Raw genomic sequence first — 12,593 nt, 5'->3', positions numbered from 1 at the left:
AAGGTGAAAAAGTATCGGCTAATGTTCTGCTTGTTCGCTATGGCGCTTCAGCACTGCTAGAACTTCATCCTTATTATGCAGGCGACGGATATCCTCGAATAAGGCATCGGCCTGGCCATAGGTGCGCTTTAAATAACCCAGCCACTGCTTGGTGCGATTGGCGAAGTAGCGCTTCGACATCTGCTCGTCATCATGCATTGACGAATGCACGATATGATAGAGTACGTCATGCCAGCTAAGGCGACGGTGTGATTGCCCCGCATCCTCTGCTTTAATCCAAGCCGCCAGGTCGGGCATGGCCAGGGCGCCGCGGCCAAGCATCAGGTGTTGGCATTGGCTTTGGGCTCGAGCATTACGGGCGTCGTTGAGATCCCAAATCTCGCCGTTGGCCACCACTTCCATATTGGTATTTCTCGCTAGCAGAGGGGCAATTTTGTCCCAGTACGCAGGCGGGCGGTAGCCGTCGCGTTTGGTGCGCGCATGAATGGCGATGCCATCGGCCTTTGCCTGGGCTACGGCATCAAAAATCTCCCTGCTCAGGGAGTCGTCGTCAAATCCAAGTCTGACCTTGGCAGTCACAATATGCTTATTATCAACCGCATCACGTACCGCTTTGACTATCTGATAGACCTGCTCAGGCTCCTTCAGCAGTACGGCGCCGCCTTTACTTTTATTAACTGTTTTTGCCGGACAGCCAAAGTTCAAATCAATGCCATGTGAACCAAGCGCGACCGCTTTAACCGCATTTTCTGCTAGGTATTGTGGGTGTTGTCCAAGTAGTTGAATGCGTACCGGTGTTCCTGCGCGAGTATAGCCATCGTTATGTAATTCTGGGCAATAGCGCATAAACACGCGCCGTGGCAAACGTTGATTAACGACACGAACAAACTCGGTCACACATAGATCGAAGCCACCAATGTCGGTCAGTAGCTGGCGCATTTTAAAATCTACAACGCCTTCCATGGGAGCGAGGATTAGTTTCATGTTCGGCCTTATGGGAAATTTGGCCGCGTATTCTAACCTGAACTAGGCTATTGATAAAATAGCATTATCAGTTCATATTTAAGTCTGTGATCTGATTACAAAAATAATCTAACCTTAGTGAAAGCATCTGTCACAAGGTCGGGTCTACTTATTTTGACAGCTACTAACACAGAGAGAGCAAGAGCATGAACACATTAAAGAAAAATTCAATTGCATTAACTTTAGGCGCAGTTGTTGCCGGTGGCGCAGCTATGACAGCCACCGATGCCCAGGCAAATCCATTTGAAATGCAAGAAATGGTAGCCGGTTACCAGCTAGACGCTGGTGAAGGCAAGTGCGGTGAAGGTAAGACCGAAAAAGAAGGTCGTTGCGGTGAAGCTAAGAAAGCCGAAAAAGAAGGCAAGTGTGGCGAAGGCAAATGCGGCGAAGGTAAAAAAGCCGAAAAAGAAGGTAAGTGCGGCGAAGGCAAATGCGGTGAAGGCAAGGCCAAAAAAGAAGGCAAGTGCGGCGAAGGCAAATGCGGTGAAGGCAAAGCCAAAAAAGAAGGTAAGTGTGGCGAAGGCAAATGCGGTGAGGGTAAAGCCAAAAAAGAAGGTAAGTGTGGCGAAGGAAAATGCGGTGAAGGCAAAGCCAAGAAGGGCGAAAAAGAAGGTAAATGCGGTGAAGGCAAAGCCGAAAAAGAAGGCAAATGCGGTGGCCACAGCGCGTAAGCACTGAGGTTAAGGCAAAACTTATACAAGCCGCCGTTACACGCGGCTTGTGTGTTTATAAGTACCCTAGGAGTATGAGATGAAGACCTGTGCCACAGACATCGGTAATGTTGGCCTTGGGCTGCGCCGTGAGATGGTCGACGATATGCTTACCCATATTCCCGAGCAAATTGGTTTTATGGAAGTAGCGCCTGAAAATTGGTTACCCTTTGGCGGCAAGCTGGGTAAGCAGTTTAAAGCCTTGACCGAGCGTCATCCCTTTATCTGTCATGGGCTCTCTTTATCTATAGGGTCGCCCGATCCCTTGGATATTGATTTCCTTAAGGCCCTTAAGGGCTTCTTTGACGAGCATAATATTCGTATGTACAGCGAGCACTTGAGTTATTGCTCCGCCGGTGGTCATATGTATGACCTGATGCCCATTCCCTTTACCTCTGAGTCGATCGATTATGTTGCGGCGCGTATTCGCCAGGTACAAGATATTTTAGAGCGCCCCCTTATTATGGAAAATGTCTCCTATTATGGCGCCCCGGGGCAAGAAATGACGGAGTTGGAGTTTACCAATGAGGTGCTGGCGGCCGCTGACTGCCAGCTTTTACTCGACGTTAATAATATCTACGTCAATTCGGTTAACCATGGATATGATGCCAGTGCGTTTCTTCAAGGTTTGCCCAGTGAGCGCATAGCTTATATTCATGTTGCTGGTCACTATAATGAGGCAGAGGATCTGATCGTCGATACGCATGGTGCGGATGTGATTGACCCGGTATGGCAGCTTTTACAGCAAGCCTATGAATGCCATGGGGTGTATCCGACCTTGCTTGAGCGTGACTTTAATATCCCGCCGTTACCGCAATTGATGCGCGAGCTCGAGATGATAGCCGAGTTGCAAAAGCCCTTTTTAGTTAATCAGCAGCGAGCCTAAGTATGCAGTTTCAACAGGTGCAAAAGCAATTTAGTGACTATATTCGCGATCCAGAGACCCATGCCAAACCTGGGGATATCGAAGAGCGGCGCATGAAGATTTATCGTGAGCTGTTTTTTAATAATGTTAATGGCTTTTTGGAGAGTGCATTTCCGGTATTGCATAGCCTCTATGAGTCGCAGAAATGGCAGCAGCTGGTGCGTACTTTTTTTGCTTGTCATCAGGCACACTCACCATACTTTATTGATATTTCAAAAGAGTTTTTACACTTTTTAGCCGAAGAATATACACCCCTGGACAGCGACCCTAAGTTTTTGCTTGAGCTAGCGCATTATGAGTGGATCGAGTTGGCGGTAGCCACGGCCAAGGTACAGGGTGATTATCGCGCTATCACAGCCGTTAGCGATGAGCCCATGTATTTTAGTGAATCTGCTCAGGTGGTGTGTTACCACTATCCGGTGCAAACCATTTCTATTACAAATCAACCGCACGAGCCGGATGAAGTGCCCAGTTATATTTGCGTCTATCGCGATGGGGATGATGAGGTGCAATTTTTGGCGCTCAATGCCATGACCGCGCTGCTACTCGATATATTGAATAAACATCCGGGTATCACCTTGAAGACCCTGTGTGCCTTGCTTCAGCAGCAGGCTCCCAGCTTCAGTGAAGCGCAACTGCACGCCGGGGCGCAGCAAATCCTGGCCGACTTAGCACAAAGAAGCATAGTGTTAACGCTGGATTGCTAGCCAATATTAGATTACTATATGCGCCGTTTTTTGTCGTGTTTAAGAGGTAATTACAATGGCGCATAAAGGTGATTTTAAAGACCCTTTCAACTTCAAATATTTCGTTGCATTTATCGCGGTATTCGCTGGCATCGGTTGCCTTAATGCAATTCTAGGTTGGGCCACCGCCATTTCAGCCTAATCGAATATTTTCACAAGGCCCCGTTAGGGGCTTTTTTGTGTCTAAGCAAAGACCGACTCGTTAAGGGTAATGGAGCCAGCATCGGCATCGAGCGTGACTTGTGCGCCAACGGGTAAAATAAACTGCTGCTTTACATGGCCTATCATGGCGCCGCGATATGCAGGAATGCCCAGGGGTTTAATATAATCAGCCAAGATCTCATCCAGGCTCAGTGAGCCGTAGCCGCTGTTTGGCGTGCATTGGCTGCAATCGCCAAACACAAAGCCGGCTACTTTATCCAGTGCTCCCATCAACTTTAAGGTGCTCATCATCCTGTCGATACGATAGGGGGCTTCTTCGGTGTCTTCTAAAAATAAAATCGCGCCGTCAAAGTCTGGTAAATAGGGAGAGCCTGCCAAGGCCGTTAAAACGGTTAAATTACCTCCTATCAACCGCCCGCTAATGCGTCCCGATGTAATGGTTTGGGTCAGGTAGTGAGTATTTATCAGCTCGTCTTCGGCCTTGGGCAGATTCATATAATGCATGCGTTGTCGCTGCTCAAACAAGCGCTGAAACTGCTGCACGTTAAACGGATTCCAGTCGCTTGTGGCATTGGGACCATGGAAGCTGATCAGGCCTACTTGTGAAAGCAGCGCGTTATGCAGGGCGGTAATGTCGGAATACCCTAATAGCGGCTTGGGATTAGCGGCGATACTGGGGTAATCGAGCAGGGGCAGGAGACGAGCCGCGCCAGATCCGCCGCGCAGGCAAAATAGCCCATCGACCTCGGGATCAGCGAATTGGGCATTGATATCGGCGGCCCGTTGCGCATCGGTTCCGGCCAAGTGGCCGCGGCGAGCGAGCACATGCTCGGCCAGTTTTACCTTATAACCCAAAGCCTTTACTAGTTGCTGCGCCAGGGCCAGATCTTTGTGCTCGGCGGTGGCCGCAGCGGGGCTGACAATGGCAAGGGTGCCGCCTTTTTTAAGCGCCTTGGGTTTGATAACGCTCTGAGCGCCAAGTTTAGGAATTCCGATTGCCTGCGCCTGGGTGCTGGTCAACAGGCCGATACCGAGGAGGGAGCAGGTTTTTAAAAAGGCGCGTTTGTTCATTTATCTACCTCAGAAGCGGTTTACTTTAGCAAAGATCCTTAAATCCTATGACTACCGCAATGAAGTAAATATTTCAAACTTAATAGGTGGGTGGAATAAAAAATTAAAGAAGAGCCCTGGCACAAAGCCAAGGCTCACAGCAGAGGTTTATTCAACGCCACGTAGTAGGGCATTAACGCCTACTTTTTCGCGGGTCTGTTGGTCGACCTTCTTCACGATAATGGCTGCATACAGGCTGTGGCTGCCGTCTTTGCTAGGAATTGAACCAGGTACCACGACGGCACCGGCAGGCACGCGGCCATAGTGGATCTGACCAGTTTCCCTGTCATAAATTCGGGTGCTCTGTGAGATATATACGCCCATGGAGATCACCGCGCCTTCCTCGACTATTACGCCTTCAACGATTTCTGAGCGCGCGCCGATAAAGCAGTTGTCTTCGATAATGGTCGGATTAGCCTGCAGCGGCTCAAGCACGCCGCCGATACCAACGCCGCCAGAAAGGTGAACGTTTTTACCTATCTGAGCACAAGAACCCACTGTCGCCCAGGTGTCGACCATGGTGCCGTCATCGACATAGGCGCCAATATTGGTATACGAGGGCATTAAGACCACGTTTTTGCCTATGTAGCTGCCTTTACGAGCCACCGCATTAGGCACCACACGCATGCCTTCTTGTTGGAATTGCTCTGGTGTGTAATCGGCAAATTTCAATGGTACCTTGTCGTAATACTGGTTGGCACCGTCGGCGATAACCTGGTTGTCGCGAATACGAAACGATAGCAGCACTGCTTTTTTCAGCCACTGATGTACGACCCATTCACCGGAAATTTTCTCGGCAACACGGGCTTCGCCCTTATCCAGGCGTTCAAGCACGGCGATAATGGCGTTTTTGACTTCACTTGATACGGTATTTGGGCTAATGGCATCGCGGTTGTCCCACGCCTGCTCAATGATGGTTTTTAAATCTGCCATGTTATCCTCTTTGTTTCGTTAACTAAGCCGTTGTGGCTTCGTTATCGGCGTTTAGTTTCTTCCTCAGCGCTTGATGAATTTTAACCTGTTCTTCATCCGTCAAGGCCTTGTAGTCGTTGTTAGACACGACGAAAAAGTCTTCTGCGCGCTCGCCCACCGTGGTGATGCGCGCGGCATGAATATGCAGTTGGTGACGTTGGAATACCTGGGCTATTTTGGTCAATAAGCCGGGAATATCCACCGCCTGAATTTCAATTAAGCTGCGATCCGCATGGGCATGCGGGCGTAATATCACCTTGGGCTTAATATTAAAGTCTTTAAAGCGTTGTGAGCGATTCTTTTTAATGCGGATCTTCTTCTTGGGATCGAGCATAAACAGCTCCAGAGCGCGTTTAATGCCGTTGCCTCGGCCTTTGGTTAATGGTTCGCCATTGACCTCTAAAATCACAAAACTAAAAATCACATAACCGTCTTTGGTGGTCATCACCTGGGCATGTTGGATTTGCGCTTTTTTAGAGCCGATGACACTGACCAGACGCGCAAAGAGACTGGCGCTATAGGGGCTATAAGCAAAGACCTGAGTACCGCCGTGCATGGGCTCTGGCGACACGGTAACGCTTGGTTGAGACAAGTCCTCGGCGCTTAGCAAGTGCTCACAATGCCAGGAAATTTGTTGTTCGCTAAAGGCGGTAAAATAATTCGCTTTAAAGCGACTCCACAGCAGGTCGATCTGTCCCTCATCATAACCAAGATTGATTAACCTTTGCTTAGCCTGATGTTTTTTATCGCGAATTTGGTCGCGCATATCCATTGGGTTTTCCAGTCCTAAACGCAGAGCTCGCTGGGTATGCAGATAGAGCTCGCGCAGCAGGGTGTTTTTCCAGTCGTTCCACAGGTTGTCGTTGGTGGCGCGAATATCCGCCACGGTTAAACAATAGAGGTAGTCGAGCTGGCGCTCATTTTTAACCTTGCCGGCAAATTCGTTAATCACATCCGGATCATTAATGTCTTTACGCTGCGCCGTGACCGACATCAACAGGTGGTTTTCGACCAGCCAGGCGATCAGCTTGCCATCGGAAGTGGGCAACTGATGCAAGCGCGCAAAGGCGAGGGCGTCCACGGCACCAAGCTCTGAGTGGTCGCCACCGCGGCCCTTGGCGATATCATGGAAAATGGCCGCTAAATATAAGAGCTCGGGCTTGTCCATGCGGGTAACGATTTCACTGCAGATGGGGAAGTCGCTGACCCGGGTTTTATCACCATACTGGTAGATGTTGTTGATTAATCTATGAGTGTGCTCATCCACGGTATAGGCGTGGAATAGATCAAACTGCATCTGCCCGAAAATATTGCGCCACTGCGGCAAGTAGGCCGCCAAAATGCCGTGCTTATGCATCAGGGTAAAGGCGCGGCCCATGCCGTTAGGGTGCTTCACCAAGCGCATAAAGGCGTCGCGACAACCGGCGTAGTCTTGCAAATCGCCCAGCAAACGACGGCGCACCTGGCGCATGGTGCGTATGGTGCTGGGATAGATATGGGTGATCTCCGGGTGATCGGCAATATGCTCGAACAAGGCCAGCAATTGGTCTCGACGGAAAAACACCGAGGGGTTCTTTACCCGAATTTGATGACCGATGCGCTCAAAGTTGCGATCGATTTCGACGACAGGCAGTTGGCGCTGGTCCGGCAAAATACTTTGCTCAAAATAGGCCAGCAGCATTTGGTTGAGTTCGCGTACTCGGCTCATAATGCGAAACAAGCGCTTCATCATGCGCTCGACCGAAGCCTTACCATCACTACCAAAACCTAAAATTGCTGCGGCATGGGGCTGATGGTCGAACAGCAGGCGGTTTTCGTTACGCCCGGCAGCTAAATGCAGGGCAAAGCGAATATTCCAGAGGTTCTCCAAACACTCCAACAGCTCCTGATATTCTTCGTGGGTGAGGTAACCGTGGTTGATCAGTTCCTCAAGGGCTTCGGCCTGGAAGTGTTTTTTCGCTACCCAGATAATGGTTTGCAGGTCTCGCAGACCGCCTGGGTTTTCCTTGATATTGGGTTCCAGGTTGTAGGCCGTGCCATGACACTTGCGGTGACGCAGGTCTTGCTCTTGGCGTTTGGCGATAAAAAAGTCGTCGGAGCCCCACACCGGCGTTTGCAAAATATGCTCTTTGAGTTTTTCAAACTCGATGTGGTTACCAAAGATTAAGCGGCTTTCCAGCAAACTGGTGGCGAAGCTGACGTCCTCGCGCTTTTGCTCTATGACCTGCTCACGGGTACGCACGCTGTGACCAATTTCGAGATTGAGATCCCATAACAGGGTGACGAATTGGCCAATTTTTTCACACAGCTCTGGGGCCGGCTCGCTGCTGACTAACAGTAAAAAGTCGATATCGGAATAGGGGTGTAACTCGCCGCGTCCGTAACCGCCTACGGCGACCAAGGCCAGCTCGGTTTCATGCGCCAGATTGCAGCTGTGAAATAGCTTGATCAGCAGGCGGTCTATGTATTCGGCGCGGGCGCGGATAAGCGAGCCTACCGGTTGTTTATCAAATTGGTTGCCCAGCCATTTGTAAAAGTATTGGCTACAGGCCTTGTATTCATCCAATTTGCTCGCCTGCTCTAGCAGGTCTTTTAGTTTATTCGGTAGGGCCACTTAGTTATCCTTGCTAATTAACTATGCTCAATCACTCGCGGCAGGTCTTCGTCGCTACGCAGCGTCAAGACTTCAACACCGTTGTCGGTCACTAGCAGGGTGTGTTCCCACTGCGCCGACAGGCTACGGTCTTTGGTGATCACTGTCCATTCGTCTTTCAGCAATTTACATTGACGCTTACCGGCGTTCACCATGGGCTCAATCGTTAAGCACATGCCCGCCTTTAATGTTTCGCCTGTACCCGGGCGGCCATAGTGCATGACTTGTGGCTCTTCGTGGAATTCCTTGCCGATGCCGTGGCCACAGTACTCGCGTACAATCGAATAACTAAAGCCTTCGGCAAACTTTTGGATAGCGGCGCCGATATCCCCCAAACGCACGCCCGGTTTGACCATTTTAATGGCCAGGTAAAGGCTTTCTTGAGTCACTTCACACAGACGCTTGCCTTGAATTGTCGGTTGACCAACATGGAACATCTTTGAGGTGTCGCCGTGGTAACCGTCTTTGATCACGGTGACATCGATATTGATGATATCACCTTCTTTTAACGGTTTGTCGTTTGGAATACCGTGACAAATAACATGGTTAACCGAGGTACAAATGGACTTAGGGAAGCCGTGGTAGTTCAGCGGCGCCGGGATCGCATCCTGTTCATTAACTATGTAGTCGTGACAAATGGTGTTGAGTTCATCAGTGGTCACCCCAGGTTTTACATAAGGGCCGATCATTTCCAGCACCTCGGCGGCCAAACGGCCTGCAACGCGCATTTTTTCGATTTCTTCCGGGGTTTTGATCACTGCAGTCATTGATGCTCCAATTCGGTTTTTTAAGATGTTTGCTGCGCACAAATAGTGCACAAAAATTTGAGTCTTGGTCGCTAATATGGTATAAAGCGCGCCGTCTTTTTACAAATAAAATCACCGCCGGTAAAAATCATCTTACTGCGAGTGGCTTGTCTGTAACGAAGACATAACCATTTAATATTAACACACACACATATCGACACATACACTTGGGTGCACTTAGGAATAATTCCACGGTGTTGGTGCTATGGGATATGTGGAGGCTTAACCCTAAATTATATAGAGGAAAATACAATGGCAAACGTTTCAATGCGCGACATGCTTAAGGCGGGTGTACACTTCGGTCACCAAGCTCGTTACTGGAACCCTAAGATGAAGCCGTTCATCTTCGGTGCGCGTAACAAGGTTCATATCATCAACCTTGAGCAAACTGTACCTATGTTCAACGATGCACTTAACTTCTTACAGAATGCTGCATCTAACAAAGGTAAAGTACTTTTCGTTGGTACTAAGCGCGCTGCAAGCGAAGCAGTAAAAGAAGCGGCAGTTAAATGTGACCAGTTCTACGTAAATCACCGCTGGTTAGGTGGTATGCTTACTAACTGGAAAACTGTTCGCCAGTCAATCAAGCGTCTTAAAGATCTTGAAACTCAAAGCCAAGACGGTACGTTTGAGAAGCTAACTAAGAAAGAAGCGCTAATGCTTACTCGTGAAATGGCTAAGCTTGAAAAGAGCCTTGGCGGTATCAAAGATATGGGCGGTCTTCCTGACGCACTTTTCGTTATCGATGCCGATCACGAGCACATTGCTATCAAAGAAGCGAACAACCTGGGCATTCCAGTAGTATCTATCGTTGATACTAACTCTAACCCAGACGGCGTTGACTACATCGTTCCTGGTAACGACGACGCGATCCGTGCTATCCAGCTTTACACTGACGCAGTTGCTACTGCTGTTATTGAAGGCCGTGAAAGCAACATCGCCGTTCAAGCTGAAAAAGACGATTTCGTCGCAGCTGAGTAATCGCGACTCGCTTGTCATCAAGTCTTCATCCTAAAGTGGTGAAGACTTGATATTCTTAATTCAAAGTGACGTTTGGTCACTTGCTCTAAACATTGATTTGAGGAAACTCCCATGGCTGTAACTGCTGCCCTAGTTAAAGAATTACGCGAGCGCACTGGCGCTGGCATGATGGATTGTAAAAAAGCACTAACTGAAACTAACGGTGACATCGATCTAGCGATCGAGAACATGCGTAAGAGTGGTGCTGCAAAGGCTGCTAAAAAAGCTGGTAACATCGCTGCCGAAGGTACAATCCTTATCAAAGAAGGTAACGGTTTCGCTGCGCTTCTTGAAGTTAACTGTCAGACTGACTTCGTTGCTAAAGATGCAAACTTCCTAGGTTTTGCTAACCAAGTACTTGACGCTGCTGTTGAGTCAAAAGCAGACATCGAAGCGCTTCAAGCACAGTTCGAAGAAACGCGTGTTGCCCTAGTTGCTAAAATCGGTGAAAACATCAACGTACGTCGCGTTGAGTACATCGAAGGTGACAAGCTAGCTTCATACCGTCACGGCGACCGTATCGGTGTTGTAGTAGTTGGCGAAGCTGACGAAGAAACACTTAAGCACGTTGCCATGCACGTTGCTGCGTCTAAGCCTGAGTTCGTAAACCCAGAAGACGTACCTGCTGATGTTGTTGAAAAAGAAAAAGCAGTTCAAGTAGAAATCGCTATGAACGAAGGCAAGCCAGCTGAAATCGCAGAAAAGATGGTTGTTGGCCGCATGAAGAAGTTCACTGGTGAAATCTCACTTACTGGTCAAGCTTTCATCATGGAACCTAAGCAAACTGTTGGCGAAATGCTTAAAGAGCGTGGCGCGTCAGTGTCAGCTTTCGTTCGCCTAGAAGTAGGTGAAGGTATCGAGAAGAAAGAAGAAGACTTCGCTGCTGAAGTAGCTGCTCAGGTAGCCGCTGCTAAAGGCGAATAAGCCTTTAAGCTTTTATTAAAGCATGCTGTGGCAATCCTCTTATCAGCCTCGTGTGTCTTTGCATTTAGCAAGGAAAACAGTGCTCATAAGTGAGCAAAAGCGATGATTTGCTTTTGCGTCGTCCAGCAAAATTAATTAGAATAACCGCGCTCTTATGTACCCACATAGGCGCGGTTATTTTTTATCTACAATTCGTTATTGGCCGGGAAAATATGAATATTAGTCGCAAACCTATTTTTAGACGTGTTCTACTTAAATTAAGTGGTGAAGCTTTAATGGGAGACGAGGGCTTCGGCATCGATCCTAAAGTACTCGATCGCATGGCTCAGGAAATTAAAGAGCTCGTAGAACTCGACGTAGAAGTGGGTTTAGTTATCGGTGGCGGTAACTTCTTACGTGGTGGTTCACTTGCAGAAGCAGGGATGAACCGCGTAGTAGGCGACCACATGGGCATGCTGGCAACGGTAATGAATGGCCTGGCTATGCGTGATGCTTTGCACCGTGCATTTGTTAATGCTCGTTTGATGTCGGCCATTCCACTAAATGGTGTATGTGATGCGTACAACTGGGCAGAGGCTATCAGCTTGTTGAAGTCGGGCCGTGTGGTGATCTTCTCAGCTGGTACGGGTAACCCTTTCTTTACGACCGACTCGGCGGCATGTCTACGTGGTATCGAGATCGAAGCCGATACGGTTATTAAAGCTACAAAAGTAGACGGTGTATTCAGTGACGATCCAGTGAAGAACCCTGAAGCAACCCTTTATCGTCATCTTGCCTATAATGAAGTAATTGAAAAAGAACTGAAAGTAATGGATTTGGCCGCCTTTACCTTGGCGCGCGACCATAAAATGCCAATCAGTGTCTTTAACATGAATAAACCTGGTGCGCTTAAGCGCGTCATCATGGGTGAAGAAGAGGGAACTCTCATTTCTTCAGAACCCTCGAGTGAGACAAAATAAGTAGGATACTAGCGTGATAAACGACATTCAAAAAAGTGCGCAAGAGCGCATGCAAAAAAGTGTAGCCGCACTTGGCAGCCAACTATCTAAAATCCGTACTGGCCGTGCTCACCCAGCACTGCTAGACGGCATCACCGTTTCTTATTACGGTGCCGATACACCGCTGAACCAAGTTGCTAACGTCACCATCGAAGACTCGCGTACGCTGGCGATCAGCGTATTCGATAAGTCTTTAGCGCAAGCGGTTGAAAAGGCTATTATGACTTCGGATCTGGGTCTAAATCCAGCGTCAGCGGGCACCGTTATCCGTGTTCCTCTTCCTCCACTTACCGAAGAGCGTCGTAAGGACCTTATCAAGATCGTACGTGGTGAAGTGGAAAGCGGCCGTGTAGCGGTACGTAATATTCGTCGTGATGCTAACAGCGATATCAAAGCACTATTAAAAGATAAAGATATCTCTGAAGATGAAGCGCGCCAAGGCGAAGACGAAATCCAAAAGCTAACAGACAAGTACATCAAAGAAATGGACGCGCAACTAAGCGCTAAAGAAGAAGAGTTGATGGAAATCTAAATGCTTATTTTA

Annotated in this window: 13 protein-coding genes; 8 read left to right on the top strand and 5 right to left on the bottom strand. The window is 48.7% G+C overall.

All coding sequences use genetic code 11. The annotated features are described in order from the left end of the window. Window positions 1–18: 18 nt before the first annotated feature. Window positions 19–984, bottom strand: a complete 966-nt coding sequence (locus C2M29_RS16425; protein WP_105190814.1) for a tRNA-dihydrouridine synthase — start codon at window positions 982–984, stop codon at window positions 19–21. Between the two features lie 185 nt (window positions 985–1,169). On the opposite strand from C2M29_RS16425, the gene C2M29_RS16420 reads away from it, so the two are divergent. The 4 genes from C2M29_RS16420 (at window position 1,170) to C2M29_RS16810 (ending at window position 3,546) form a co-directional block, all read left to right on the top strand. Next, window positions 1,170–1,694 (top strand): HvfA family oxazolone/thioamide-modified RiPP metallophore, encoded by a 525-nt coding sequence (locus C2M29_RS16420; RefSeq protein ID WP_105190813.1) that lies wholly within the window; start codon window positions 1,170–1,172, stop codon window positions 1,692–1,694. 79 nt (window positions 1,695–1,773) lie between these two features. Then, window positions 1,774–2,619, top strand: coding sequence for an HvfB family MNIO-type RiPP peptide maturase (locus C2M29_RS16415; RefSeq protein WP_105190812.1), 846 nt, complete (start codon window positions 1,774–1,776; stop codon window positions 2,617–2,619). A 2-nt stretch (window positions 2,620–2,621) separates the two neighbouring features. Then, complete coding sequence (locus C2M29_RS16410) at window positions 2,622–3,365, top strand: HvfC family RiPP maturation protein (RefSeq protein WP_105190811.1); 744 nt, start codon at window positions 2,622–2,624, stop codon at window positions 3,363–3,365. 55 nt (window positions 3,366–3,420) lie between these two features. After that, entirely contained in the window at window positions 3,421–3,546 is a 126-nt protein-coding gene (locus tag C2M29_RS16810) for a hypothetical protein (protein WP_267894161.1), read from the top strand. A 41-nt stretch (window positions 3,547–3,587) separates the two neighbouring features. Here the strand turns inward: C2M29_RS16810 and C2M29_RS16405 are convergent, their stop codons facing one another. From C2M29_RS16405 to map, 4 genes are all read right to left on the bottom strand, one after another. Beyond that, entirely contained in the window at window positions 3,588–4,637 is a 1,050-nt protein-coding gene (locus tag C2M29_RS16405) for a S66 peptidase family protein (RefSeq protein ID WP_105190810.1), read from the bottom strand. A gap of 147 nt (window positions 4,638–4,784) precedes the next feature. Beyond that, complete coding sequence (gene dapD, locus C2M29_RS16400) at window positions 4,785–5,609, bottom strand: 2,3,4,5-tetrahydropyridine-2,6-dicarboxylate N-succinyltransferase (RefSeq protein WP_105190809.1); 825 nt, start codon at window positions 5,607–5,609, stop codon at window positions 4,785–4,787. A 22-nt stretch (window positions 5,610–5,631) separates the two neighbouring features. Then, window positions 5,632–8,262: a [protein-PII] uridylyltransferase gene (gene glnD, locus C2M29_RS16395; RefSeq protein WP_105190808.1), complete on the bottom strand. Its 2,631-nt coding sequence runs from the start codon at window positions 8,260–8,262 to the stop codon at window positions 5,632–5,634. A gap of 17 nt (window positions 8,263–8,279) precedes the next feature. Further along, window positions 8,280–9,080 carry a type I methionyl aminopeptidase gene (gene map / locus C2M29_RS16390; RefSeq protein WP_267894164.1) on the bottom strand — a complete coding sequence of 267 codons (801 nt, stop codon included), beginning with the start codon at window positions 9,078–9,080 and terminating at the stop codon, window positions 8,280–8,282. 279 nt (window positions 9,081–9,359) lie between these two features. Here map and rpsB point away from each other — a divergent pair, with 279 nt between their 5' ends. From rpsB to frr, 4 genes are all read left to right on the top strand, one after another. Next, on the top strand, window positions 9,360–10,088 hold the full coding sequence (rpsB, locus tag C2M29_RS16385) for a 30S ribosomal protein S2 (RefSeq protein ID WP_105190806.1): 729 nt from the start codon (window positions 9,360–9,362) through the stop codon (window positions 10,086–10,088). Window positions 10,089–10,199: 111 nt separating this feature from the next. Further along, complete coding sequence (gene tsf, locus C2M29_RS16380) at window positions 10,200–11,051, top strand: translation elongation factor Ts (protein ID WP_105190805.1); 852 nt, start codon at window positions 10,200–10,202, stop codon at window positions 11,049–11,051. Between the two features lie 212 nt (window positions 11,052–11,263). Further along, window positions 11,264–12,010: a UMP kinase gene (pyrH, locus tag C2M29_RS16375; RefSeq protein ID WP_105190804.1), complete on the top strand. Its 747-nt coding sequence runs from the start codon at window positions 11,264–11,266 to the stop codon at window positions 12,008–12,010. Between the two features lie 13 nt (window positions 12,011–12,023). Next, window positions 12,024–12,581, top strand: a complete 558-nt coding sequence (gene frr, locus C2M29_RS16370) for a ribosome recycling factor (RefSeq protein ID WP_105190803.1) — start codon at window positions 12,024–12,026, stop codon at window positions 12,579–12,581. Window positions 12,582–12,593: the final 12 nt, after the last annotated feature.

It is taken from the genome of Pseudoalteromonas sp. T1lg48 (genome assembly GCF_002964785.1).
Taxonomy (GTDB): Bacteria; Pseudomonadota; Gammaproteobacteria; order Enterobacterales; family Alteromonadaceae; genus Pseudoalteromonas.
Note: the sequence above shows the minus strand (reverse complement) of the source record. Positions and strands in the feature narration are given on the sequence as shown.